This window comes from Dolichospermum lemmermannii CS-548, from assembly GCF_028330815.1.
Classification (GTDB): Bacteria; Cyanobacteriota; Cyanobacteriia; order Cyanobacteriales; family Nostocaceae; genus Dolichospermum; species Dolichospermum lemmermannii.
Window position 1 is genome coordinate 1 of the sequence record NZ_JAQMTJ010000169.1, and the last position, 26,884, is coordinate 26,884.

The 26,884-nt window shown below is 38.0% G+C and carries 23 protein-coding genes and 1 pseudogene; 10 read left to right on the forward strand and 14 right to left on the reverse strand.

Annotated elements, in window-relative coordinates; translation table 11 throughout:
* Nucleotides 1-148: 148 nt before the first annotated feature.
* From PN450_RS11165 to psbB, 4 genes and pseudogenes are all read right to left on the reverse strand, one after another.
* Nucleotides 149-517, reverse strand: a pseudogene (locus PN450_RS11165) (DUF4351 domain-containing protein); the annotation flags it as partial.
* A gap of 97 nt (nt 518-614) precedes the next feature.
* Nucleotides 615-761, reverse strand: coding sequence for a DUF4351 domain-containing protein (locus PN450_RS11170; RefSeq protein WP_168697561.1), 147 nt, complete (start codon nt 759-761; stop codon nt 615-617).
* Nucleotides 762-1,126: 365 nt separating this feature from the next.
* Nucleotides 1,127-1,231 carry a photosystem II reaction center protein T gene (locus PN450_RS11175; protein ID WP_015083195.1) on the reverse strand — a complete coding sequence of 35 codons (105 nt, stop codon included), beginning with the start codon at nt 1,229-1,231 and terminating at the stop codon, nt 1,127-1,129.
* A 97-nt stretch (nt 1,232-1,328) separates the two neighbouring features.
* The gene (psbB, locus tag PN450_RS11180; protein ID WP_148759881.1) at nt 1,329-2,855 is read right to left on the reverse strand and encodes a photosystem II chlorophyll-binding protein CP47; all 1,527 of its coding nucleotides are present in this window, start codon (nt 2,853-2,855) and stop codon (nt 1,329-1,331) included.
* Between the two features lie 452 nt (nt 2,856-3,307).
* Here psbB and PN450_RS11185 point away from each other — a divergent pair, with 452 nt between their 5' ends.
* From PN450_RS11185 to PN450_RS11195, 3 genes are all read left to right on the forward strand, one after another.
* The gene (locus PN450_RS11185; protein ID WP_271836323.1) at nt 3,308-3,562 is read left to right on the forward strand and encodes a hypothetical protein; all 255 of its coding nucleotides are present in this window, start codon (nt 3,308-3,310) and stop codon (nt 3,560-3,562) included.
* The gene (locus tag PN450_RS11190; protein ID WP_148759885.1) at nt 3,559-3,897 is read left to right on the forward strand and encodes a type II toxin-antitoxin system RelE/ParE family toxin; all 339 of its coding nucleotides are present in this window, start codon (nt 3,559-3,561) and stop codon (nt 3,895-3,897) included. Before PN450_RS11185 ends, PN450_RS11190 begins: the two co-directional genes overlap by 4 nt.
* A 687-nt stretch (nt 3,898-4,584) precedes the next feature.
* Nucleotides 4,585-6,072: a glycosyl hydrolase family 57 gene (locus PN450_RS11195; protein WP_271836325.1), complete on the forward strand. Its 1,488-nt coding sequence runs from the start codon at nt 4,585-4,587 to the stop codon at nt 6,070-6,072.
* Here the strand turns inward: PN450_RS11195 and PN450_RS11200 are convergent.
* Nucleotides 6,069-6,707, reverse strand: coding sequence for a histidine phosphatase family protein (locus PN450_RS11200; protein ID WP_148759889.1), 639 nt, complete (start codon nt 6,705-6,707; stop codon nt 6,069-6,071). The genes PN450_RS11195 and PN450_RS11200 overlap by 4 nt on opposite strands.
* 89 nt (nt 6,708-6,796) lie before the next feature.
* Here PN450_RS11200 and PN450_RS11205 point away from each other — a divergent pair, with 89 nt between their 5' ends.
* Nucleotides 6,797-7,042 carry an ATPase, T2SS/T4P/T4SS family gene (locus PN450_RS11205; RefSeq protein WP_465249373.1) on the forward strand — a complete coding sequence of 82 codons (246 nt, stop codon included), beginning with the start codon at nt 6,797-6,799 and terminating at the stop codon, nt 7,040-7,042.
* A 60-nt stretch (nt 7,043-7,102) separates the two neighbouring features.
* Here PN450_RS11205 and PN450_RS11210 read toward each other — a convergent pair whose 3' ends face one another.
* From PN450_RS11210 to PN450_RS11220, 3 genes are all read right to left on the reverse strand, one after another.
* Nucleotides 7,103-8,365 carry an ABC transporter ATP-binding protein gene (locus tag PN450_RS11210; RefSeq protein WP_213798034.1) on the reverse strand — a complete coding sequence of 421 codons (1,263 nt, stop codon included), beginning with the start codon at nt 8,363-8,365 and terminating at the stop codon, nt 7,103-7,105.
* A gap of 101 nt (nt 8,366-8,466) precedes the next feature.
* Nucleotides 8,467-9,618 (reverse strand): glycosyltransferase family 4 protein, encoded by a 1,152-nt coding sequence (locus PN450_RS11215; protein ID WP_271836329.1) that lies wholly within the window; start codon nt 9,616-9,618, stop codon nt 8,467-8,469.
* Between the two features lie 18 nt (nt 9,619-9,636).
* Nucleotides 9,637-10,806 carry a glycosyltransferase family 4 protein gene (locus PN450_RS11220; protein WP_271836331.1) on the reverse strand — a complete coding sequence of 390 codons (1,170 nt, stop codon included), beginning with the start codon at nt 10,804-10,806 and terminating at the stop codon, nt 9,637-9,639.
* Between the two features lie 393 nt (nt 10,807-11,199).
* On the opposite strand from PN450_RS11220, the gene PN450_RS11225 reads away from it, so the two are divergent.
* A complete protein-coding gene (locus tag PN450_RS11225) occupies nt 11,200-13,416 on the forward strand; it encodes an NHL repeat-containing protein (protein ID WP_271836333.1) in 2,217 nt (738 codons plus the stop codon).
* 131 nt (nt 13,417-13,547) lie between these two features.
* Here the strand turns inward: PN450_RS11225 and PN450_RS11230 are convergent, their stop codons facing one another.
* From PN450_RS11230 to tcmP, 3 genes are read right to left on the reverse strand one after another with little or no spacing between them, the layout of a single operon-like run.
* Nucleotides 13,548-13,955, reverse strand: coding sequence for a DUF6575 domain-containing protein (locus PN450_RS11230; RefSeq protein WP_271836335.1), 408 nt, complete (start codon nt 13,953-13,955; stop codon nt 13,548-13,550).
* Between the two features lie 4 nt (nt 13,956-13,959).
* A complete protein-coding gene (locus PN450_RS11235) occupies nt 13,960-14,904 on the reverse strand; it encodes an SPL family radical SAM protein (RefSeq protein ID WP_271836337.1) in 945 nt (314 codons plus the stop codon).
* Between the two features lie 25 nt (nt 14,905-14,929).
* Nucleotides 14,930-16,240, reverse strand: coding sequence for a three-Cys-motif partner protein TcmP (tcmP, locus tag PN450_RS11240; protein ID WP_271836339.1), 1,311 nt, complete (start codon nt 16,238-16,240; stop codon nt 14,930-14,932).
* A gap of 231 nt (nt 16,241-16,471) precedes the next feature.
* On the opposite strand from tcmP, the gene PN450_RS11245 reads away from it, so the two are divergent.
* Nucleotides 16,472-17,665, forward strand: coding sequence for a Coenzyme F420 hydrogenase/dehydrogenase, beta subunit C-terminal domain (locus PN450_RS11245; RefSeq protein ID WP_271836341.1), 1,194 nt, complete (start codon nt 16,472-16,474; stop codon nt 17,663-17,665).
* Between the two features lie 77 nt (nt 17,666-17,742).
* Nucleotides 17,743-18,120 carry a GxxExxY protein gene (locus tag PN450_RS11250; RefSeq protein ID WP_015083210.1) on the forward strand — a complete coding sequence of 126 codons (378 nt, stop codon included), beginning with the start codon at nt 17,743-17,745 and terminating at the stop codon, nt 18,118-18,120.
* A 67-nt stretch (nt 18,121-18,187) separates the two neighbouring features.
* Here PN450_RS11250 and PN450_RS11255 read toward each other — a convergent pair whose 3' ends face one another.
* The gene (locus tag PN450_RS11255) at nt 18,188-19,417 is read right to left on the reverse strand and encodes a methionine gamma-lyase family protein (protein ID WP_271836375.1); all 1,230 of its coding nucleotides are present in this window, start codon (nt 19,415-19,417) and stop codon (nt 18,188-18,190) included.
* Between the two features lie 86 nt (nt 19,418-19,503).
* Here PN450_RS11255 and PN450_RS11260 point away from each other — a divergent pair, with 86 nt between their 5' ends.
* The 3 genes from PN450_RS11260 to PN450_RS11270 all read left to right on the forward strand — a co-directional run bounded on the left by PN450_RS11260 (nt 19,504) and on the right by PN450_RS11270 (nt 22,857).
* Nucleotides 19,504-20,319, forward strand: coding sequence for an acyl-CoA desaturase (locus PN450_RS11260; RefSeq protein ID WP_213713621.1), 816 nt, complete (start codon nt 19,504-19,506; stop codon nt 20,317-20,319).
* Between the two features lie 230 nt (nt 20,320-20,549).
* The gene (locus PN450_RS11265) at nt 20,550-21,623 is read left to right on the forward strand and encodes a fatty acid desaturase (protein WP_271836343.1); all 1,074 of its coding nucleotides are present in this window, start codon (nt 20,550-20,552) and stop codon (nt 21,621-21,623) included.
* Nucleotides 21,624-21,780: 157 nt separating this feature from the next.
* Nucleotides 21,781-22,857 carry a fatty acid desaturase gene (locus PN450_RS11270; RefSeq protein WP_271836345.1) on the forward strand — a complete coding sequence of 359 codons (1,077 nt, stop codon included), beginning with the start codon at nt 21,781-21,783 and terminating at the stop codon, nt 22,855-22,857.
* Nucleotides 22,858-23,115: 258 nt separating this feature from the next.
* On the opposite strand, the gene PN450_RS11275 is transcribed toward PN450_RS11270, so the two are convergent.
* Together PN450_RS11275 and PN450_RS11280 are read right to left on the reverse strand one after the other, a co-directional pair.
* Nucleotides 23,116-24,828, reverse strand: a complete 1,713-nt coding sequence (locus tag PN450_RS11275; RefSeq protein ID WP_271836377.1) for a diflavin flavoprotein — start codon at nt 24,826-24,828, stop codon at nt 23,116-23,118.
* A 315-nt stretch (nt 24,829-25,143) separates the two neighbouring features.
* Nucleotides 25,144-26,862: a diflavin flavoprotein gene (locus PN450_RS11280; protein WP_148759911.1), complete on the reverse strand. Its 1,719-nt coding sequence runs from the start codon at nt 26,860-26,862 to the stop codon at nt 25,144-25,146.
* Between the last annotated feature and the right edge of the window lie 22 nt (nt 26,863-26,884).

Sequence of the window (26,884 nt, forward strand, 5' to 3'; positions counted from 1 at the left end):
GGCGAGAGAATAGCGATAACCAAGCTAGATACATGATCATTTTTGTTGATTAACCTTGATTTTGCCTTTGGAACGAGGGGTCAGCCTATCGCCTTAACATCAGTCTTGTTGTTCTCGAAGAGCAAGCAAAAAGCTGTTAACTGGGTAGGAAGCCTATACTTACCCGCAAGGGAAGTGTAGGTAGTTCACGAAAATTACTTTCTGCTATTTTGGTTGCATTACGTTTTGCTTCTCGTTTTAATGCACCTCTAACTTCTAATAATTTTAATAGACAATCACATATTTCTTCTGTTGAGGCTGGGTTGCGAAATGGTTCAAATATGGCAGGTGTGGTGGCTAGTTTACCTAATAACCCTAATGATGCTATATCGGCTTTTTGTTCAGGAAATGGTGTAAATAACACATCTATTTCTCGTACTTCTCCAGATACATGACTAGGTGCTTCTACTTTTCCATAAGGTTTTAGTAGTTCTTCTAAATAATCTTTGGCGAATTGGTCATGTATAAATCTCGTCATTTATTCGACTTTTGCTAATACATATATTAATTTAACATTTTTGGGGTAATGGCGATCGCTACTAGAAATGCGATCGCTCAAACTAAACAAAGTGATATTAATTAGTAGATTGTAACCAAGTTTGTAAATCTGTAACTGAAGTAAAATCTAACAAAGCTTCTCCTAATTCCTCCAGTTGTTCAAAAGGTAATTTTTGGACTTGTTGAATTAAGGCTCTTAGGTACTTGTTATGCCAAACTATTATTTATATTCATTAAACAATATTAAAAAATGTATCAATAAATGTCTAAAAGTGCTGTAAAAGTTGACATATGAAGAATATTTGTTATTAACTAGATTTAATAATTCAGGTAGTCAGAATCAGGATTTAAAGATTTATGTATGGCTAACGCTCCCGCGAGGGATACAGGATCAAGAAAAACCACTAATATTCAAAATATGAAATCTTACCAGATAACTTTTCATACAAAATCCTGTTAATCCTCTAATCCTGTTAATCCTGATTCTGACATTTTGGTTTATTACCTAAACGAAAATATCCGTTGCTACTATTATCAGTAACAACGGATATTATTAGCATATATTCCCTGATCAATCGGGAATAACTAACTACTTATCTTTTTTCTCAAACCGAGGGGGTTCGCGGAAGGCGATTGAAAAAAAGAGTACACCTATTGCTAGGGCTAAAATCAAGATGTAAGCAACACTTTCCATATTCTTCAGATCCTGCCTGTTGAGCCAGTAATTTTAGTTTACCAAACCGGGGAAAAAGCATGAAGTAGAAAAATCTACTTCACACCTGATCCAAGTTTTAAGCTTCCGTTCTCCGGCGAGTTGTCTTGTCACCCAGCTTCTGGAAAAGACCCCATTCAACTTGTTCTTCTTCAATTTCCACACCGGCAAATACATCACGGTAGATTGTCCGTGAACCATGCCACAGGTGACCAAAGAAGAATAATAGAGCGAATACAGCATGACCAAAGGTAAACCAACCTCTGGGAGATGTGCGGAATACACCGTCAGAGTTCAAGGTTTCTTTGTCAAATTCAAAGATCTCTCCACCTTGAGCTTTGCGGGCATACTTCTTGACATCAGCGGGATCTGTAAAGGTTTTACCATTCAGATTACCACCGTAGAAACTGACAGTTACGCCAGTTTGTTCAAAGCTATATCTAGATTCTGCCCGACGGAAGGGGATGTCAGCCCGGACAACACCATCTTTATCGATCAAAATGACTGGGAAGGTTTCAAAGAAGTTAGGTAGACGACGAACTGTTAATTCCCGTCCTTCGGCATCTGTGAATACAGCGTGACCTTGCCAAGATTCGGCAATACCATCACCCTTCACCATTGGACCTGTACGGAATAGACCACCTTTAGCGGGGCTATTACCAACATAATCGTAGAAAGCCAGTTTTTCAGGAATCTTTGCCCAGGCTGCGGTCAAAGAATCACCTTCAGCAACACTGGTTTGCACACGACGCTGAATTTCTTGACGGAAGTAGTCTTGATCCCACTGATAGCGGGTAGGTCCAAACAGTTCAATTGGGGTAGCAGCGTTACCGTACCACATAGTTCCGGCTACTACGAAAGCAGCGAAGAAGACAGCAGCGATACTGCTAGAAAGTACGGTTTCAATATTCCCCATCCGTAGGGCTTTGTAGAGCCTTTCTGGAGGTCTAACTGTGAGGTGGAATAAACCCGCGATAATACCAACTACACCAGCCGCAATGTGGTGAGCGACAATGCCACCGGGGTTATAGGGGTTAAATCCAGCCGGACCCCATTCTGGTGCTACTGGCTGAATACTGCCAGTGATGCCATAGGCATCAGATACCCACATTCCCGGACCAAAGAGTCCAGTTTGGTGGAATGCACCAAAACCAAAACAAAGTAAACCGGATAAGAACAGGTGAATACCAAACATTTTTGGCAAATCTAGCGCAGGTTCACCAGTGCGAGGATCTCGAAAGAGTTCCAAATCCCAGAAAACCCAGTGCCAAACGGCAGCCAAGAATAATAAACCAGAAAGAACGATGTGAGCCGCAGCAACGCCTTCAAATGACCAGAAACCGGGGTCTACTGCCGTGCCACCAGTTACGCTCCAACCGCCCCAAGATTCGGTTACACCTAAACGTGCCATGAAGGGAAGTACGAACATCCCTTGTCGCCACATGGGGTTAAGAACTGGATCACTAGGGTTATAAACGGCTAGTTCGTACAATGCCATTGAACCTGCCCAGCCAGCTACTAAAGCTGTGTGCATTAAGTGTACAGAAATCAGCCGACCTGGATCATTCAGAACGACTGTATGTACCCGATACCAAGGTAGTCCCATTGACTACAAGCCTCCAGGATAGTTATGTTTACAAGGCAATTTTCTTACTGAGGTTCTGCATGACGGAAACCGTCAATCAGAAGAATCTCTGAGTTTTTTTATTGCTGATTTTGAGTTTGGCAATACTGACGCACTACCATAGTTTGAGTTCTTTTGTCAAGAACTAGCTGTTTGAGTGTTTGGGTAATTGCTAAACAAAAATGAGAATATTCTAAAAAGTGTAACTATTGATGGAACGCTTTGCAAGGGTTTCTATTGTTGGGGTTTTACTGGGCGATCGCCAATATTCTCAAGTAATTTGGAATATAACACCAAGCACTATCTATTAATTTTGTCAATAATTATTGATTTAACTTTACGTTAATTAACTTAATCTGCAATATATTCCATTTAAAACACCTAAAGAAGCTGATCGCTATAATAAAACCAGTATCACTGAGGGAAAATCAACAATGTCCATTACACTCGATCTGCCACCGAAAATTGAGGGGCTGCTGCGACAGCGGGCTGAAAGCACCGGACAAGATATTTCGCAAATGGCGATCGCAGTTCTGACTTTGGGGCTGAGTTTGGATGATAATGATTTTTTTGAGGCTTTAAAGGGAATCCAACGCGGGCTTGATGATTTTGAAAGAGGGCAATTTTCGAGTTTAGAGGATTTTATTGCCGAACAAAACCAAAAATATGGACTGTCTCTGGAAGCATGACGTACCATATTGATTTCTCTAGTGTTGCGAAAGCTGAAGCGGATGCTGCCTTCTTAATTCTTTCTCAGTTTACGACAGGAGAACGCGCCCAAACTTGGTATCAAGGACTGATTAATGCAATCGTCTCCTTGCAAAAAATGCCTCAACGCTGTCCAATTGCCCGTGAGGATGCCTTCTTTACCCAAGAAATTCGCCAGCTTCTTTACCGTCAAGGAAAACAAACCTATCGCATTCTATTCACGGTTCTTGAAGACCAGACTATTCCCACGGTGAGAATTCTCCACATTCGTCATGCAGCACAGAAGACAATCGGTGAGCCAGAAGTAGAGGATTAATCGTCTTGGCTTCCATCCACAACAGCGCTTCGCGATCGCTTGCGGGGAAACTACAGGTTTTATTTTAGACTTTCTATTCTCAAGTGTTTGCGAATGGTTTCATAATTATCTGGAAAATTTATAGTATCGTTAAAAAATAAAATAGTTGTAATTCTTTCACTACCTGAGTTATTCCTGTCTAATCAATGGAAATTCTTGGTATAAATAATAAGCATAATTTCCCATAAATTAGCTAATATGATTAGGTATAAGTGCCGAAGAGGAAGCTTGTGTTGCAAAGCTTTCTAAATACCAATCACCAATAATTAAAAGAAAATACAGGAATTTTCAGAGTGATTGCTGATATTTTTGGTTGGTTTGCTATAAAGAAACCTAACACTATTTCTTCCTTACTTTTACTTTAATCCTAAAATTTCTAGGCTAGAATTTGACTAATTACTTAACAGATAAAGGATCTCAATTCAATCAGCAAAAACAGGTGAAGTTATTGAAAGAGCCTTAATTGAAGAATGAAACTCACATTTACAGAAGCTGCATGGCAGGATTATTATGGTATAAGTTCGGAAAAATGTTGCTTTTTGTATACAGATGGTTATGATTCCCTTAAATTTAAATTGAAGTTAAACACAAAATTTTTCAATTTTGGGGCAAGATTGTTAGTTGTACATTATTTTTGAGGTGCTATAAATGTTTAAATTACCAGATAATCTCCCTAATTTACCCGAAATTATTGATGATCAGCCAAATATCTGCGGTTGGGAAAAAGAAGTGTTGACTGTAGTTAACCACGATGAACCTATTTTTTTACCAACGACTAATCTGAAATTAGCAGATATTAATGCAGTATTTGCGATCGCTCTACATATGCACCAACCCACTATCCCAGCGGGAAATAATGGTTTATTGATCAGCAATTTACAATATATGTTTGCCCACCAGCAAGAAGGAGATAATCACAATGCTGCCCCTTTTGCTAATTGTTATAGTCGCATGGGAGATTTTATTCCTGAATTAGTTGCACAAGGCTGTAATCCCCGTGTGATGTTGGATTATTCTGGTAATCTTTTATGGGGACTGGTACAAATGGGCAGAAGTGATATTCTAGATAATCTTAAACGCATCACCTGCAATCCTACCTACCAGCCCTATGTAGAATGGTTGGGGACTATGTGGAGTCATGCTGTCATCCCTTCCACCCCCATAGCAGATATTAAACTCCACATTATCGCTTGGCAACATTATTTTGCGGCAATTTTTGGTTGGGAAGCATTAGCAAGAATCAAAGGATTTTCCCCTCCAGAAATGCACTTACCAAACCATCCAGATACCTTGTTTGCATTTATCAAAGCCTTGAAAGAATGTGGTTATCGTTGGTTATTAGTGCAAGAACATACTGTAGAAACAATTAATGGTCAGCCTTTAAATTTTAAACATTTACCACATCGGTTAATGGCTCGCAATTCCCAAGGAGAAGAAATTAGTATTACTGCATTGATAAAAACCCAAGGTTCAGACACTAAATTAGTCGCCCAAATGCAGCCATACTATGAAGCCAAAACTTTATCTAAACAAAAATTAGGTGATGTTGTCGTACCTCCCATAGTTAGTCAAATAGGTGATGGTGAAAATGGTGGTGTGATGATGAACGAATTTCCCGGCGGTTTTCAACAAGCTTGGGGGGATATGGTGCAAAATGGAGGAGGTAAAACTGGTGTTGTTGGTGTTTGCGGTACAGAATATTTAGAATTATTAGCAGCAGCAGGTTGTCAACTGGAAGACTTTCCTAGCTGTCAAGCAAGTGGACAACATCAAATCTGGGCGCAAATTCCTGAAGGTAATTATCAACCGGATGCTGTAGAAAATGCGATTCAAGAACTGAAAAAAAATCACCCCAATTTTCAGATTGATGGGGCATCATGGACAAATCATATTAGTTGGGTGCAAGGATACGAAAATGTTTTATCTCCCATGTACAAACTTAGCAATTTATTTCATGATAAATTTGACGATTTATTATCAGATCAAGAAGGTGTAAATCTGACTCAAGACAGTCAATACCGCCAACTGCTATTACATAATCTCTTATTACAAACTAGCTGTTTTCGTTATTGGGGACAAGGGACTTGGACAGACTACGCTCAGGAAATTTACCGTCAGGGAGAGCAATTACTTTAAGTTCCTGGACGAGAACGAATATGATCTGGTATATGATGGCGATCGCCTAATGTTTCCAACAAAGGACCATTAACATCAAATTTAACCATACTTACCGATGCGACCAAAATATTTACCCGATAACGATACCGTCCCAAATCAATTCCCAGCAAACTGCAAAGCATAATCCGAATTGTGGCTTTATGGGAAACTACTAAAACATTACCTTGGGGATATTTTTCTTGAATTTCCGCAATTACAGGCAGAGAACGGTTAGCAATATCTACCGCAGTTTCTCCACCAATGGGTGCATTCCAAGCGGGTTCTGTCAACCAGTTCACATAGTTTTCTGGGTAATTTTCCTGAACAAAGGATTTACTCTTGGTTTCCCATTGTCCATAACTACCTTCTCTGAGTCCTTCCCGCACCTGCATCTCCATCCCAATAGCATCACAAAATGGCTTGGCAGTGGCAATAGTGCGCTTCATCGGACTAACATAAACCGCTGACCAGTTCAATTTTTGATAAACATCAGCAAAACTGGATGCCATTTGCATTCCTTCTTGTGTCAATTCTGCATTAGTTTCACCGCAGAAATTACCAGTTTGACTAAAAGTTGTTTCACCATGTCGCAGTAAATATAAATTGAGTGTCATAGTTTGGATGAGGATGGGGATAAAAGAGTTTGTGCAAAAATAAAATATCATTAATCTCGCAATCGAGTCTGTAACACGATGATATAATCCTGACAAGATATTTTAAATGTTTTAATTCTGGATATTTGGGAAGAGAAGCAATTGTGGAAATATTAGATGTTGATGATCAGGTGCGAGAATTGATTTATCAAGGAACAATGACGAAACTAAATCGCTATTTAAAAACGATTAATTTTACTTCTTTTAGTATGGCTGCTGCTGAAAAAGTGATGACTGGAGTAACAACTATAGAAGAAGTTTTTAGAGTATTACCCCATAGTGCTTTATATCATTAAAATAGGGAACAGGGAGCAGAGAATTGGTAAATAAAAATATATTTCCTCTTACCTCTTCCCTTATTTTTGGAATATTGCTAACTCGGTTTTGGGGTCAAAAAAATGCAGTTTATCAGGCACAAATGATAACCAAAGTTGGTCATTTATCTTTATAAATCTATCTGGGGGAACTCGAACTTGTAAAGTTTGTCCATCTACATTTTGTAAATCAGGATCAGAGATTTTTACAGCTAAAAAAGTGTCATTTCCTAAGTTTTCTACTAAGTCGACTTTGACTGGTAAATTTTTAGTAGCAGGTACACCCAAACTGAGATGTTCTGGACGAATACCCAATATTAAAGTTTGTCCGTCGTAGTTTTGTAACGCACTTCCCCACACATCTGGAAGGGTAAAGCGAAAGTTAGTATGGGTAATTAATAAAGGTGCGTGAAACTCCACAGGGATAAAATTCATGGGTGGAGAACCGATAAATTCCGCGACGAAGCGATTAGCAGGACGATTATATAGTTCTAAAGGTGCTGCAACTTGCTGTATTTTACCTTCTGACATAATGGCAATGCGATCGCCCATAGTCATGGCTTCAGTTTGATCATGGGTAACATAAATCGTCGTTATTCCCAATTGACGTTGTAATTTAACAATTTGGCTGCGGGTTTCAGCTCGTAGTTTAGCATCTAAGTTAGATAATGGTTCATCCATTAAGAATACTTGGGGATTGCGGGCGATCGCCCTTCCCAATGCTACCCGTTGTCTTTGTCCCCCGGAAAGTTGTTTCGGTAACCGATTTAACAGAGTTTCAATTTGTAATAAACCCGCAACTTTTTGGACTCGTTCATTAACAATTCTTTCTTTTGGAGAAATATACCGTAATCCACTAGGTAACTTTTTTGTTAACCCTACAAGTAGATTTTCGCCCCATTGAGTCAGTCTTTTTTTGCCAACTTCCTGATCTGGAAACTGACGACGTAAGCCAAAAGCAATGTTGTCATATACAGTCATGTGGGGATAGAGTGCATAACTTTGAAACACCATAGCGATGTCCCTGTCCTTGGGAGGTAAGTCATTAATCAAGCGAAGCCCTGCGGTATCTCCTACCGAAATGTTACCACCAGTCATTACCTCCAGCCCAGCGATTAACCTCAGCAGGGTACTTTTACCGCAGCCAGATGGTCCCACCAGCACCATAAATTCACCATCAGCAATGGTTAAATTAATCCGTCGCAAGACACTTACACCATCTGTACCGTCTGGTTGCGTTTTTGCACCTTCCCCACCGCGAGAGGGAAAACTTTTATAAACGTTTTCTAATACAACTTGTGCCACGAGAATTCACTTTAAAATTTATTAATTTGTAAAGGCGGGATTTCTCCACCCATACATTACATATTATACATTGTTTCCCAAGACCCAGATCCTTGACTTCTTCAAGAAGTCGGGGATTTTATTGATTCTAGCAATTCTTGAATCTGCTGATTAATAATTTTGACATCAAAACGTTGACCGGCACTAATTCTGGCATTATTGGCAATATTCGCAGTTTTTACAGATTCTTGCAGACAATTATGAATCACCTTTGCTAATTCTTGAGGTTCTCCGGGTGTGACTAAAAAACCATTAATCCCATCTTCCACTAATTCTATTGCACCACCAGCTTGAGCCGCAATCACAGGTTTACCACACAGCATAGCTTCAACAATAACTCTTCCAAAAGGTTCAGGTGCAGTGGAAGTATGAGTAATTAAATCACACATTGCCATTAATTTGGGAATATCTGAGCGAAAACCTAAAAAATTGACTCGATTTTCTAACCCCAAGCCAGCAACTTTTTGATGTAAATCCTGAATATATTCCTGTTCACCAAATAAAGCATCACCAACTAAAATTACTACCACATTTTCTGGACATTGGGAAAGAGCCTCAATTAAAATATGCTGTCCCTTCCAAGGAGAAAGCCGGCTAAAATGTCCAACAACAAATTTACCTTCTAATTCTAAATTAGCTCTGATTTTTCTAACTTCTAATTCATCAACTTGATAATTTTCTATAGCAAAACCATTATAAACAACTTCAACTATATCCAGTTTTCCTCCAGCTTGTAAAAATGCCGTTTTACTAGCTTGAGAATTAGCAATGACCAAAGCAGCACAACGATTAATTAAATTAACAGCAACTCGCAAATTAGTTTTACTAAAATGTTCTAGAGAAAGAATATCATGTAAATGATAAACGAGAGGACGACGAGCGAAAAAACTAGCTATTGCCCCGACAACTAAAGCTTTTTGAGTATTAGCATAAATTAAATCATATTTCTTTGCCCGTTGCACAACCTGATTAATTAAAGGAATTATTTGCCCTAAACTAGCTAATGCTGGAAATAAACCACTTTGTTTACCAACTTTAATAGCTTGAGTTGTCAAAACCTCCACAGGAATTTGGTTTTCTTCGAGTAACTTACGAAAATCACCATCTGCGAATAAACCAACCAGGGAATTTTCACCATAAGGTTTAGCAATATCAACTAAACATAATTCAGCACCACCAGGTTTACCACTTTGGTCTAAGAATAGAATTTTCATACAATCTCTATCATCAATTTAAGCTAGGAGAACTTGCCGAACTTGTTGAGCAATATTAGTCCAATCATAATTTTTAATTGTGTAATTACGACATTCTTCCCTAGAAGGTAAAGGCAGTTTTCCTAACATAACTTGTGCTAATTTATCAGCAATACTTTCAACGGTAATCGCCTCAGTAATTAAATCTGGAGAAAATTTCTGCAAAATTTCTGGCATTCCCCCCACAGGAGTACATAAAACAGGAGTACCACAGGCTAGAGATTCCAAAATAGCTAATCCAAAACCTTCAAAAGATTGACTTGGCATCACAGTTAAATCAGCCGCTTGATAAGCCACAGGTAAATCATTTTCAGGTAAGAAACCTAAGAATTGCACATTATTTTCTAAACCTAATTCTCTAGCTTGTTGTTGAAGTAAAGCTTGAATATGACCACGACCAGCTATAGCTAACCAAATATCAGGAATTCCCACTTTAATCATAGCTATAGCTTGCAATAACTTATCAATTCCCATGCGGTGAACTAAGCGACGGGAAGTAAATAATATCGGCCGATTAGTTGGCCAACCTAGTTTTATTCTAGCCTCTTGACGCGAGAGATTATTCTGAAAATGATTAATATCAACTCCACCAGGAATGATGTGAATTTTCTGCCAGGGAACTTGGTATTTTTGATGGAGAATCTGACCAAAAGCTTTACTAAGGACAATAAAGCGATCGCACCGATTATAAGTGCTTTGTTCTATTATTTTTTCCTTTAGCCAAACACTCAACTTTTTATTAACAACTTCCTCTTGACTTTCCGAAGCCCAAGGACCATGAAAGTTAAAAGTAACCGGTACTCCCTTAGGTAAAATATCTAAAATTGGAAAACTATATAATGCAAAATGGAGATTAATTGCATCAGGTTTACCTAATCTTGTTTTCTGAAAATTATCACGAATTGACCATAACCGAGAACTAATTTTACTATCTGGACAAGCTAAATTAGTCAACTTAATCTGTGTATTTTTAGCATCTAGAGGTAAACCCACTCCACATAATTCTACTTGGTCTTGAGATGCTGCTAATTTATGAATTAGTTCATAAATATACCTTTCCAATCCTCCAGGATTGTTAGGAAACCAACCCGTACCTAAAGTTAGAATAGATGCCGATGCTGAACTTAATTCAATATCTTTACCTGCCACTTACTTATCTCCCCTTTGATAGATAAATTGAGATGAGTTATTTTGATTTATGCTTTTATTTATTTTGTCAATGCCAAGATAATTTATTTTCAGCATAATCTTTTAATACGACGCTGAGAATCAAAATCGGTTTAAATATAAAAATTATTCTATTTCCACAAACAAAATACATCAAAAAAATATATTTGCATAACAAATAATAGATACTCGTAAAAACATCAAAAGTATCAAGTATAATTTATTTATTTTGAAAATATATATTGTTGATAAAGTTTTGATGAAATTAACTGCAAGATAAAATTTATTTGTTAATTTATGAGTAAGAATTTAAAAGCCTATCCCACAGGGATAAATTAAAAATTCAAAAAGCATATTACAGCAACCGAATTATTTATGCAGATTAGTAAAACTTGCTACAAACTTTATCAATATCTTCATAACTTATTTCAGAGTAGATATTGGCGAAAAAAAATAACTTTCAATATTTTACTTGGTTTAACCTGTGGACTACTTATAACATTTGCCGGAATGACAATGGATTTAGCCACAACTAAAAAATCCAAAGCAGTCAAAACTCCTGAAATTACATATATTACTTCTTGGTTAGGAAATACCATTGGTAATGGTAAATTGCGAGTACAAAATAATATAGAAGGAATGTATGTCAAAGATGATGGGACAATTTACACAAATAGTGCTTGGGATGAAGCTGGTAGTGAAGCAGGAATATATAAAGATGGTAAACCAATTTTTATCCTCCAAGATACACATGGTTGGAATCGTTTAGGGGGGAAAGCAATAACAGTAAATAGCAAATATATTTATATTTCTATGACTCAAGGTGGAGTAGATCAAACTAAAGAAGATTATCCTCCCCAAGGACAAACTTGGTACTGCGTCAGACGTTATGACTTAACAGGAAAACCTGCACCTTTTGAGAAAGGGAATGGCTGGGATAAAAGTATGTTAATTACCAGCAAAAGTCATGAAGTCACAGGAATAGCAACAATAAATAATCACCTATTTGTTAGCAATGCTGGGGAGAATATTGTTCGGGTTTATAATACCGAAACAATGGCAGAAATAAACAAATTTACCGTTAATAGTCCCGAAAAAATTACCATTGACAAAAAAGGCAGTTTGTGGATTATTCAAAATCAAAAAGGTGCTAAATTTGGAAAAATTGTCAATTATTCTCAAGACGGAAAAAAATTACCAAAAGAAATAATAGATGTTGATAAACCATCAGCATTAGCCATTGATAATCTCGGCAGACTGTTAGTAGCAGAAAATGGGATTAATCAACAATTGGTAATTTACAATATTAATAATCAGCCGGTTCGTGTAGATACTTTTGGGGATAAAAAAGGTATTTTGGGTGGTGTACCTGGAGAAATAAAAACATCCAAACTCTACGGCATTACAGGAGTTGGTACAGATGCAAAAGGTAATATTTATGTAAATAGTAATGGCTTCAATAAATCAGGAACAGATTTAAGAAAATTTTCCCCAGCAGGAAAAATACAATGGCAATTACTAGGATTAATATTTGTAGATAATGCAGATACAGATCCAAAAACAGATGGTGTAAATATATTCACCAAACAAGAACAATATGTCATGGATTATAGCAAGCCTGCTGGTAAACAGTGGACATATAAAGCCTACACAGTCAATCCCTTTAAATATGCTCAAGATCCACGGCTGCATACATCACCAGATGGAACTTTTGTCCGTCGGATTCAAGGAAAACCTTTTCTATTCCTCACAAATATGTTCAACAGCTTTTTGCAAATTTATCGTTTTGAACCAAAAACAGATGGTAAAATTGCAATTCCTGCCGGGATGTTTGTGGGTACTAATGATCAGAATAAACAATCTATTAATGGCAATTGGCCACCCAATCAACCAGCAAAAGGAGAATGGATTTGGCGTGATAGCAATGGCAATGGTGCATTTGAAAAAAATGAATATGATAATACCGAAGACTATCCCTATATCGGAGGTTGGTGGGTAGATAGCAAAGGAGATGTTTGGAAAACTTTGCGAACAGAAGATGGCATTCGTCATTATCCTTTACAGGGATTAGATGCTAAAGGAAATCCCATCTATACCTATAGTTCAATGAAAAAAATCAGGACTCCTAGCACCTTTAAAGACTTGCGACGGATTGAATATTTTCCCGAAACAGATACTATGTATTTATCAGGTTTTACCATTGAACATCCGGCATTTGCTGATGATGCCAAAGTAATAGGATCAGAAATTGCTCGCTTCGATAATTGGAGTCAAGGAAATCGCACTCCCAAATGGCGAACCGTCGTTCCCTACGACACCACAGGTAAAGGAGAAATTGCCACCGCAGCCATGAGTGTAGCTGGTGATTATGTATTTGCAGTGGGTGTAAAAACCGCAGAAGTATCTGTTTATAAAACTGCTACCGGAGAACTCGTGAAAAAGATGACTCCCGGTCCAGAAGTTGGGAAAGAAAGTGGTTGGGTTGATATTCCCTATGGTATCCGGGCTTTCCGTCGTGTTAATGATGAATATCTCGTATTTGTCGAAGAGAATTGGCAAGGTAAGGTGCTTATCTATCAGTTTCCTATTTGATTTATAGCCAGTTTAAATAATTTGTGAACTCGGAAATACCCAATTTATTAAATAAGTTGGGTATATAAATCAATTTAGAGTATTTTGGGTGAGCGATCGCTCTTTTATCTAAAATCTTCCCTAATTTACAATTAAATCCTGATTTTTTCCTTATTTTCCAGAGGAAAAACTGCATCGGAAAAATCAATAGTTTCGCCAGCCATGGGTAAATATTCATCATTGAGACTTTCACAAAATATAATTCCTACAACATCCAAATTAGCATTTTCGGGAATTATAGCTTGATAAATAAAACCATCTTCTGATTTTTTAAAAGCATCATATAAATCAATATTACCAGAACGAATATTTTTTAATCTGCTTTTTGACATGGGAGAATAAAGCCAAGTTTTATGATCTGGTGTTTCATCTATCCAAACAGCTAAAAAAATCTGTCCTGAAGCATTTTGACAGCTAAATAAACAGGGAAAATCATAATATTCATAGATTTCAATAATTTCTAGGTTTACTAGCGGTGGGTATTGTGGTAGTAATTTCATAATATTATTTACTATTCCATTTCTCTATAGTTGGTCTATATAACCAATTATCAACTTTGTCTTCACTAACAAAACCTTTTAAAGAAGGATCTGGCCAAATGTGTAGTTTATCCAAGCACCCAACCTGTTGAGCAGCTATTTCAATATCATTCCATTGTTTAATAAAAGTGTCTGCCCAAGATTGTCTACTCATAATTGATTTAGCAAAATCTAAACCAGCAGCTAACATTCTTTTGCCATTTGTTCCTCTAGCATTAATTGGTTCCCAAAAAATTACTTCTGGGTTAATTTTCATAAATTGATCTAAATTAAACTTAAAATTTTCTAAGGTCATCATAGGTGGAGTTGGAGCCATAGCCACATATAAACGACATTTTGCTTCATATCCTTTTTGCAATGCTTTATATCTATCAGATGATAAAGGTGCTTGTGGTTCAATTTTTTTTAGTAATTCATCATCTATGCAAGGAATACTCATTCCTATAGAGATGTTTGGATGAGTTAAAATATCTAAATCATTTTGCCATAACAAGCCACGAGTTAAAATTCTTACGTTTTTATTGTGTTTAATTAAAACTTCTATTGTTCTACGAGTAATTTCTGCTGTTTTTTTATTTTGATATGGATCTGTTCCAGAGCAAAGTAAAATTACTCCTTTCCCAGAAGGTGTTTTTTCCCATTTCCTTTTTCTTGTTAATATCTGATCTAATTTTTCAGGAACTTCCTCTCTAATAAATAAATATTTACCCCAGTCCAATTGAGGATCTTCAACACCTTTTTGACGCAATTTTTTTTGTTGCGTTCTAATACTTGGTGTTGAAGGAACGTAGCAAAATGTACATCCATGTAAACAACCAGAAGCAATATTAACAACATAGTCACACAGACTTTTTTTGTTTAAAGCACTTTTTTGCAGTGGATTAATTATTTTTTCAGTTCCAGTAATCATGATTTTATTATATGTTAGTTGTGTTTTAGAAATTATTATAGGATATATAACCACGCATATTAAATAAAATTGGGTCTGGTGATGTTTTAATTATATCCCCATTTTCTAAAATTTTGCTATTTGTTTTTTTCCCTTTCCTAATTACTTCTATCTCTTTAGCTTCTCTCAATAAATTAAGATATTCAAAATATTGTTGTCTAGTTGCTGGATTCCTCTCCATTGTTTTATTACATAAATCTTTAAAGGAAATTCCATCTGGATTATTATGTATAATTTCATCCAAATCCTTACCTAATCTATTAATACAAGCTGTTTGACTATCTTGATTAATATCTAATTTTAAATCTAACTGATTATCTTCATAAAATAATGCTGCTTTAAATCCAAATCCATAAATATCATAGTGATATTGATAGTTTAAATTATTAAATTTCCAACTACCGTCTTTCATTACTTCTAATGCTCTTGGATGATTACAGATATGAAATAAATAGTATAAAACTCTATCATTATTTTTAGGCATCATCGCAAACGTAATGATTTTTTTCGCATTACCTTTACTTCTAAATAATCTCATGAATTCATTTCTGAATTCTGCTTGTTCTCCAAAAGTATCTAATGTTTGAAAATGATTTAGATCAAAATAGCCATCTGTTTCCAAGACTTTTGCAAAAGTGTCTCTTGCTTGCCATTTTGGATCATAAATAAATCTTTTAATAAAATCAATCATAAATGTATAAATAATTTCTGATTTATTAAGATTATTTATTTTTCTAAAACTCTCCATAGAAACATCAGACCAACCAAATGGATCTAGAAAAAATAATGAATGTCCCTTTCTATTGTTAGCTTGAAAAATACAGTAATTCACTTTATTTTCAAACTCATCAGTAATAAACTCACACTGTTCTATTCTTTCTCCAAATTCACTTTTAAAAGTGTGTGGTTGTTCATCAGATAATTGCTCTAATCCCGCTTGAGACATTACAAAATTTTTTAAACATTCTAAATGTTCTTTTTTCTTATCTATAAAAATAAATTTAACATTTAAAGGATAAGTTCTTTCTGATTTTAAATAACCTTTTCGGACAGCATTAATTAAACGAATAGGTGAACCAAACCAAATACTATGCGACTCTCTATCATTGTAAATACCACCACCAGAAAAACCATCAATAATAGTAAAATTTGTAACACCACGACGACCTGTACTGTGAAGTGTATAAATTAAATCCGTTACATATTGTTCTGTTAGTAAATGTTTAGTTTTTGTATGCTGTTCTATCTCAGGAATTGTTTCACCGTTAGCAGACCACTTGGTATCGGAATTACTCACAATTAATTATCCTTGTTTTACAATTAGGCTCAAGATGATTGTGTAACTAAGATAAGATTATACAAATTTAACTACTTAGTGTGTGTAAAAATTACGAGCATTGGTTTTTTAGTGTTTTTCGTATACTTGTACTTTTGTATATCAAACATCTTATCCAACTCAAAGCGCCAACTTCACATCCCCAAACGGTAAGGTAATAAAAGCCATATTTAGTAAAAATAAACAAAATAGATGACATCCATAGAATCCCACAAAAAAGCCAAAGCCCTCAAACCCGGAAGTGTGCGCCCCGCCAAAGAACTATGTAGCGAATGCGGACTATGCGACACCTACTACATCCACTACGTCAAAGAAGCCTGCGCCTTCATTACCCAAAGAATAGACGAACTAGAAACCAGCACCCATAAACGCCCCCGCAACCTAGAAGACGAAAATGAACTATATTTTGGAGTTCATCAAGAAATGATGTCCGCCAGAAAACAACAACCTATAGAAGGCGCGCAATGGACAGGAATAGTAAGCAGCATAGCCATAGAAATGCTCAATCGTGGCTTAGTAGAAGGCGTAGTCTGTGTCCAAAACACTAAAGAAGACCGCTTTCAACCCATGCCCATTATCGCCCGCACAGCCGAAGAAATACTAGCAGCCAAAGTCAATAAACCTACCCTATCCCCCAATCTTTCTGTATTAGAAGAGATAGAAAAATCAGGAATGAAGAGGTTATTAGTCATCGGAGTAGGTTGTCAAATCCAAGCATTACGAGCCGTAGAGAAAAAACTCGGCTTAGAAAAACTCTACGTACTCGGAACACCCTGCGTAGATAACGTTACCCGCGCCGGACTGCAAAAATTCCTAGAAACCACCAGCCGTTCCCCCCAAACAGTAGTCAGCTACGAATTTATGCAAGACTTCCGAGTCCACTTCAAACACGAAGACGGTTCAGAAGAAACAGTCCCCTTCTTCGGCTTAAAAACCAACGTCCTCAAAGACATCTTCGCCCCATCATGTATGAGTTGCTTCGATTACGTCAACTCCCTCGCTGATATCGTCGTCGGGTATATGGGCGCACCTTACCAATGGCAATGGATAGTAGTCAGAAACGATACAGGCAAAGAAATGCTCGAACTCGTCAAAGACCAACTCCACACCCAGCCAGTCACGTCCCAAGGAAACCGCAAACCAGCAGTACAGCAAAGCATACCAGCTTATGATCAAGCCGTCACCTTACCCATGTGGGCAGCGAAATTAATGGGAGTAGTCATAGATAAAATTGGCCCCAAAGGACTAGAATATGCGAGATTTTCCATAGATTCCCACTTTGCGAGAAATTACTTATATGTGAAGCGGAATCATGGAGAAAAATTAGAAGCTCATGTACCGGAGTTTGCGAAGCGGATAGTGGGGCAGTATAAGTTACCGGAATAAGATTTCGCGCAAAGGCGCAGAGGAGCAAAGGCGCAAAGGGAAGAAGAAGGAGGTAAGGTATTAAGAAGGAGGTTTATATGACTGAGAATGAAATTGCGACTCAGATTGTTGATGCTGCTTATAAGATTCATACCAGATTAGGACCAGGGTTGTTTGAATCTGTGTATGAGACTGTTTTGGCTTATGAATTGGAGAGTAGAGGTTTACAGGTAGCAAGACAACAAGCAATACCTGTAGTTTACGAAAGTGTTCATTTACAGGAAGGGTTTCGGGCAGACATCATAGTTGAAAACAAAGTCATCATTGAAATCAAATCCCTAGAAACCCTCCACCCTGTACACAAAAAACAACTTATCACCTATCTAACTCTTGCCAATATACGCCTTGGACTACTCATCAACTTTGGTGAAGTCCTCATCAAAGACGGCATTAAACGCATAGCCAACAAACTTTAACCTCTTCCTTCTCTTCCCTCTCTTCCTTTGCGCCTTTGCTCCTTAGCGACTTTGCGCGAAACTATTCTTAATTCTCCCCCACAGCCTCAATAGCCGCTTGTAAAGCAATAGATACATGAGTCCAATGAGTCCCCCCTTGGCAATAAACCACATAAGGCTCACGCAATGGTCCATCTGCCGATAATTCTAAGGTACTCCCCTCGATAAATGTCCCCCCAGCCATCACCACTTGGCTTTCGTAGCCGGGCATATCGTCGGGTATGGGTTCTAGATAAGATCCTATGGGTGAATGCTGCTGTATGGCTTTGCAGAAGGCGATCAGTTTTTTGGCTGAACCGAGTTTAATCGCTTGAATCACGTCTCCTCTGGGTGCTAATGGTGGGGGGTTGACTGGATATCCGAGTTTGTCAAATACATAACCTGTCAGGTATGTTCCTTTCATTGCTTCCCCTACCATCTGTGGGGCTAAAAATAATCCTTGGAATAACAGGCGGTTTTGATCAAAGGTTGCTCCTCCTTCGCTACCAATACCGGGGGCTGTGAGTCTACAAGCGGCTGCTTCTACTAGGTCGGCGCGTCCGGCTATATAACCACCTGCACTCACGACTGTACCTCCAGGATTTTTGATCAATGATCCGGCTATGAGGTCAGCACCAATATGGGTTGGTTCTTGGGTTTCGATGAATTCGCCGTAGCAGTTGTCTACAAAACAAACGGTGTTCGGGTTTTGCTGTTTAACGATGTGAACAATTTTTTCTATGTCGGCTATGGAAAGGCTTGGCCGCCATGAGTATCCGCAGGAACGTTGAATCAATACTAACTTTGTGTTGTCAGTAATGCTGGTGCTTAATTTTTGCCAATCTATTTTTCCTTGATCAGTTAGTTCCAATTGGCGGTATTTTATGCCAAAATCAATTAGAGAACCTTGGCCTTGTCCTCTCAAGCCAATTACTTCTTCGAGAGTATCGTAGGGAGAACCGACTACTGCTAACATTTCATCCCCAGGACGAAGTACACCATACAACGCACAAGCGATCGCATGAGTTCCCGAAACAAACTGCACTCGCACCACAGCAGCTTCAGCACCCATTATTTGGGCAAAAACTTTATCTAAGGTTTCTCGTCCTAAATCATCGTGTCCATAGCCACTTACGCCTGCAAAATGATGTGCGCCTACTCGGTGATGACGAAAGGCATCTAATACTCTTTTAAGATTATGCTTGACCTGAGCGTCAATACCAGAAAAAATTTCTAATAGTGCCTGTTCTGCTTCCCGCAGCCGTTCAAAGCTGTTCATCATTTCCTCATTCAAAAACATAAAATAGATATGCGGATTTTAGGATCTCGCAGATTAGGCTGAACAATTTCTATTCAGGTTACTGCATGACAATTGCTACTTCTAAACCTCCCATTAACTGGGTTAATACCCTATTTTTCGTTTCATTGCACGTCGGCGCTCTATTTGCCTTAATTCCGAGCAATTTTAGCTGGAAGGCAATTGGTGTTGCTTTATTGCTTTACTGGGTGACTGGAGGTTTAGGTATTACTTTGGGATATCACCGTCTTGTCACTCACCGTAGTTTTCAAACGCCTAAATGGCTAGAGTATGTCTTGGTAATCTTTGGGACACTATCTTGTGAAGGTGGTCCAATTGAATGGGTAGGTACACATCGAATTCACCACTTACATTCTGATACTGAATCTGATCCCCATGATTCAAATCAAGGTTTCTGGTGGAGTCACATGGGTTGGATGATTCATTTTGCTCCTGCTCACAGTCAAGTTCCTCGCTTCACTAAAGACATTATTGATGACCCAGTTTATCAGTTTTTACAGAAAAATTTCATTTTATTACAAGTTGCCTTGGGCATAATCCTATATTTCTTAGGTGGCTGGCCAATGGTAGTTTGGGGAATTTTTGCGCGGATTATTTGGGTTTATCACTGTACTTGGTTGGTAAATAGTGCTACTCATAAATTCGGATACCGCACTTATGATTCTGGTGACCAGTCAACTAATTGTTGGTGGGTTGCCATTCTCGTTTTTGGTGAAGGCTGGCACAATAACCACCATGCGTTTCAATACTCTGCCCGTCATGGTTTGGAATGGTGGGAAATTGATATGACTTGGATGACAATTCAGTTATTACAATTACTAGGTCTAGCTACAAACGTAAAGCTGGCAGAGAAAAAAGCATAATACAGATTTCATGCTCAAAGTCAATAGTTTCATAGTCAATTTTTGGCTGAAAACTATTGACTTTTTGTGTGTAAATAAAGCAATTTTAAATTTATTTTTTTTAATTGCTGACTAACTATCCTAAGTGGTTGTTAAGTTGCTATAATCTCAGAAATTAATGTTACAAAACTTTGCAGCAAGTTACTTTTTTTAGTAACCTTGTCTAGCTGTCTGTTGTTTTTCAGGTATTCATGACTACATCAATCATCAAAGGTCAGGAAATAGCGGTCTCCACAGACCTTGGTAAAGACCAAATAAAACTAAAACATATTATCAAAAGTCTACCCAAGGAATGTTTTCAGAAAAATAGCCGCAAAGCATGGACAACTGTAATTATCAGTTCATCTATGGCTGCATTAGGCTATTATTTTATAGCCATTTCCCCTTGGTTTCTTCTACCCATAGCGTGGATTTTTACAGGAACTGCTTTAACAGGTTTTTTTGTTATTGGCCATGATTGCGCTCATCGTTCATTTGCAAACCGTCGCTGGGTAAATGATTTAGTGGGACATTTCTTTATGATGTTCTTAATTTACCCTTTTCATAGCTGGCGCATTAAACATAATCATCACCATAAACATACTAACAAGCTAGACGAAGACAACGCTTGGCATCCTATTAGAACAGAAACTTTTGCAAGTTGGTCTAAAAGTAGACAGTCTGTCTTTGAGTTGTTTATCAGTAAACGTCTCTGGTGGGTAGGTTCTATTGGCCATTGGGCGGTTGTGCATTTTGATTGGCGCAATTTTCCGAAAAAAGAACAAGATAGTGTTAAATTTTCTGTGGCTGTAGTGGCTGTTTTTGCAGCGATTGTTTTCCCAACTTTGATTATTACAACTGGTGTTTGGGGTTTTATTAAATTCTGGGTTATTCCCTGGATGGTTTACCATTTCTGGATGAGTACCTTCACCATTGTTCACCACACTCTTCCAGATGTTCCTTTTGCAACTGCTGATAAATGGAATGAGGCTTTAGCACAGTTATTCGGAACTATTCATTGTGATTATCCTCGTTGGGTAGAAATTCTCTGTCACGATATTAATGTTCATGTTCCCCATCATATTTCTACTGCTATTCCTTCCTATAATTTGCGTTTGGCTTACAGCAGCATCAAAGAAAATTGGGGTGCTTATCTCCATGATGAATATAAATTCTCTTGGGGTTTAATGAAGGACATTACTAATCAATGTCAACTTTATAAAACTGATATTGGTTATATAACTTTTGACGAATATCGTGAAGAAAAATTATCAACGGTGAAGTAGTAATTCTTGCTACTTTTAGCACCAATTCTTTTGATTTGGCAATTAACCAAATTTAACCCGGTTTCGGTCAATTGCCAACATCTCAAGTTTGTATTTTAGAGGTCATTAAATATTACCTCACTGTTAATTTCTAATTTACAATCAATTAAATAATCCAGTGCAATTAGATACAATCGAGTTTAATCAAAACCCTAGTTCTGCATCTACTGAAGGTCAAGAAAAATTACCGTTTACTCTTCAGGATTTAAAAGCTGCAATTCCCGCTGAATGTTTTCAGCCAAGTGTAACGAAATCACTTTATTATTTCTTCCGTGATGTTCTGATTGTGGGACTGCTGTATGCAGCGGCTAATTATCTGGATTCTTGGTATTTTTGGCCAGTTTTCTGGGTCATGCAAGGAACTATGTTTTGGGCTTTATTTGTAGTTGGTCATGACTGCGGACATCAATCTTTTTCTAAGCATAAATGGTTGAATGATTTAGTTGGTCATATTACCCATACTTTCATTCTCGTTCCTTATCATGGTTGGAGAATTAGCCACAGAACTCACCACAAGAATACAGGCAGTTTGGAGAATGATGAAAGCTGGTATCCTGTCTCTGAATCAGAGTACGATGAAATGCCCTTAGCGCAAAGAATAGGGCGTTTTTATCTGTTCTTATTGGCTTATCCGGTTTATTTGTTTAAGCGTTCTCCTGGTAAAGAAGGTTCTCACTTTTCACCCAGTAGCCCACTGTTTAAGCCTTCAGAAAAATGGGACATTATCACCAGCACCACACTTTGGATTAGTATGGTAGTTTTGTTAGGTTTATTCACCTATCAATTTGGTTGGATGGCGTTGTTAAAATACTACGCTGGCCCTTACATTGTCTTTATTATTTGGTTGGATTTGGTGACTTTCTTACACCATACTGAACCGGGAATTCCTTGGTATCGTGGGGAAGAATGGACTTTCCTGAAAGGGGCAATTTCTAGTGTTGACCGAGATTATGGGATTTTTAACCATATTCACCATGATATCGGTACTCATGTTGCTCACCACATTTTCTTGAATATGCCTCATTACAATTTGTTAAAAGCGACTGAAGCAATTAAACCAATTATGGGTGAGTATTTCCATGAATCGAAAGAACCAGTTTGGAAGTCTTTGTGGAATTCCGCTATTGGTTGTCATTTTGTTCCAGATACAGGTAGTAAGGTTTATTACACTTCTAAGAGTCAGAATGCAAAATAGTCGGTAGATTTTATGAACTACCCCTGGCTAACTTCATTTGAGCCAGGGGTTTCTACATCACCGTCTGTTTTTATGCTCACTTTGATTTCTCTCTACGTAATTTTCCTCTGTGACAGTTTGGGGTGCGGAATGTGGGTTAAAATACAAGAACCCCACCCCCAACCCCCTCCCCCTTCGGATTCACCAGTCGCCTACGGTGGGAAACCCGCCTACAGCGCCAGTTCACCGCAAGCGAGGACGGGGGCTATAATATATACTTTAATAGTATGAGCCTGTTTTCCGGTGGTTAATAGCAGTCATAGCATCAGGCTTGAGTAATTTACCGTTGTCTACGGTTGCGTATATTACCCAATGATCACCGCATTCTAGCCGCTGCTGCACTAAACATTCTAGATATGCACAAGCCTCTGTTAAGATGGTACAGCCATTATCCGCTTCGGCTTTGGGGAAGTTAGCAAATCTATCTTCTCCAGGTTGGAAACTCTTGCGAAAATGCTTCATGTATTCCAGATGAACACCTTCAGGGAGGATATTCAGCACAAATTTACCACCAGGATATAATAGAGATTCAACGGCTCGATCTTTAGCGATCGCTACAGTAATTCCCGGTGGATTAAAAGTAGCCTGAGATACCCAAGCACCCATCATCCCTGTAGAAAATTCTCCCTGCTTGGCACTAATTACACATACAGAACCAATAATCCGGCCTACAGCTTGTTCTGTGGGGGTTGCAGCTTGTTGAGGAACACGCACTTTCTTGGCTTTTCGCAAACTTTGAGCAAAGTCTGTACCGACTTCTTCGCAATATTTGAGAGTAACTTCATCAGGTTTAAACTTGACTTTTAGGGTATCAAAACCAAAACGATAACCAGCGTCTCGGAGTTTGCATTCTACCAAGTCTAAAGCTTCACCACTCCAACCGTAAGAACCAAATACTCCCGCAGGTTTGGTATTATCACCAGTAGAGAGGACAATTCCTAATGCGGTATGAATGGGAGTAGGTGCGTGTCCACCAATGGTAGGAGTACCAATGATAAAACCATCTGCTTGTTCCAAGCTGGTACGGATTTCGTCAGCGGTCGCAAATTCGCAGTTCACAGATTTAACTGCAACGCCACCTTTGGTTAATCCTAAAGCCATTGCTTGTGCTAAGGTGGCAGTGTTACCATAGGCAGAGGCATAGAGAAGTGCTACGGATATTTCTCTATCTTTTTGAGCGCGACTCCACTCACTGTATGATTTTGTTAATTCGATTAAACTGGTGCGTACCAAGGGTCCATGACCGACAGCATACATTCTGACTTGGAAATCGGAAATTTTCTCTAAAGTTGACTCAACATGAGTTGCATGAGGAGCCATGAGGCAATTAAAGTAATAACGTTGGTCTTCTTTGAAAGTTTCCCAATGATCATCAAATACTTCTTCACCGCAGATATGTGCGCCAAATAGCTTATCTGTAAAGAGAATTTGGGTTTGTTGGTCATAAGTACAAAGTGCTTCTGGCCAACGAGGACTAGGAGTAGGTAAGAATTTCAAAACATGACCTTTACCTAAATCTAGGGTTTCTTTCCCCCGCATGACTAAAACTTTGATATCTTGGTCGGTGAAAGCAGCACGTAAATTATTCGCAGCGGGAAGAGAACAAACAAAGGTAATTTGTGGTGCGATTGCTAAAATTGCTTTTAAAGTAGGAATACGATTGGGGTTAAAATGTCCCAAAATTACATAATCCAACTTTTGCACATTGATTGTTTTCTGTAATGCTTCCAAATAAATTTCTGTAAATCCTTCTACTGGAGGATCTGTGATAGCAGTTTTATCGGATTCTATTAAATAGCTATTGGAAGTAGTTCCCCGTTCTAGAGCATACTCAATTTCAAATCTTAACCGCGATTTACTCCGCGCTCTCATCACCTTTGTGTTAGTAGCAATTGGTAGGATTTGTACGTCTCTTGGTCTGGAATCGCTCATGGATGCTTGTTGGGTCGAAAAAACTTGAGAAACCCAATTTTTAGCGGATTCAACAGCGTTAGAAAATGAATCTGGAAGTGTCATAATAATTATGAAAGATGGTTAGTTAATAATTAGGGAATAGGTAATAGGTAATGGGTAATAGGTAATGGGTAATGGGTAATGGGTAATGGGTAATAGGTAATAGGGAACAGGGAACAGGGAACAGGTAGAGAAGGGAGTAATTACCAATCACCAATTACCAATCACCAATCACCAATCACCAATTACCAATCACCAATCACCAATCACCAATCACCAATCACCAATTACCAATTAATAGTAGTTCCCTACTTTGCGATGACGAACTGCGGTAATTCCATCAGGTTTGGAAACTTTGCCATCTTCAACTGTGCAGTATAAAATCCAGTGATCACTACATTCCATACTATTAACAACTTCACATTCCATGTATGCGAGTGCGTCGGTAAGAATGGGTGAACCGTTTTTAGCAGTTTGGGTTTTTACTTCTGCAAATCTATCAGCATCGGGATTTAAACGTTTGAGAAAATGCTTTTTCAGGTCTTGATAATTGCCTTCTTCAAGAACGTTAAGAACAAAGCGATCGCCTACTTGCAATAAATTATCTAAAGCGCGATCTTTAGCTACAGCAATGGTAAAACCTAAAGGCTGTAAACTGGCTTGTGTTACCCAAGAAGCGATCATTGCACCGCTAATATCGCCTTTTTTGGCAGTGACAATATACAAACCATTACTAATTCTTCCCAACGCTTTTTCCATGTTCACGTCGAGAGATTTTATTTGTTTAATATTGCGTTCCCGCACTAACAATTGTCCTAAACCATTTCCGGCTTCTGCAAATTGTTTATAGGTAGCATCAGTGGGGGTTTCTTTAATGCGAATAGCCGGGAAAGCTTCCTTAATACCTAAATCAATAAATTTACGTCTGAGAGTATCAATGGGTTCATCATCGCCACCATAGGACTCGAATAAACCCACAACTTGTTTGTTTTTAGCAACTGCTAATAAAGAACTAATTGCGGCTTGCGCTTTAATAGCACTGGTAGAAGGCATACCTACAATTAAACCAGATGCTCTCCCAGCTAATTCTTGAATTTCTTGACTTTCTGCGGTGTTTAAATCCAATACTTCGACACCAACACCAGCCTTTTGTAAACCATCACCAATTGCGTGTCCTATGCGATCGCTATGTCCATAACCAGAGACATAAAACAAACCGACAGTAGTTTCTGTTTTCGCTTGTTTTTGACTCCAATTGTAATAATATTCTCTAAGAATATCCAGGTTATGATGTAGTAATGGTCCGTGTCCATTGGCGATAATTTTAATTTCCCCAAGTTCACCCATTCTCTTCATTGCATTTAGCAAAGAACGAGCATTAGGACCCATTAAACAATCGTAATAAAAGCGAAAATCAGCTTCAATTGCTTCTAAATTTTCGTCGAAAGTGCGATCATCACAGTAGTGCATTCCAAAGGCATCACAAGTGTAGAGAACTTGGGTTTTGCGATCAAAGCTAAAAATAGTATCTGGCCAGTGTAAATTGGGAGCGCTGACAAATTCCATTTCATGATCTTTGCCAATTTTTATGCGATCGCCACTTTTGACAATTCGCTTAGAAAAAGGTTCATGTACCAAACCTTCTAAAAATTGCAAAGCCACTTTAGAAGCTAAAACAGTGGCTCTGGGAGCTAACTGTAAAATATCTTCTACCAAGCCACTATGATCAGGTTCAGTATGGCTAACAATTATATAATCAATAGTTTTAGGATTAACTAAACCCTTGAGAGTCTGTAAATAAAGATCACGAAACTTCTGGTGAGAAGTATCAATTAAAACGGTTTGTTCACCTCTAATCAAATATGAATTATAGGTTGTACCATTTTGTAAACCAAATTCAATATCAAAACGATCCCGATCCCAGTCAAGAGAACGAATCGCAGTGGTATTAGGGGCAATTTCTACAGTTTGTATAGTTAATCGGTTCTGAATGTTCTCTGAGATGGCTACCATTATTTCACAAGAGCAAATAAAC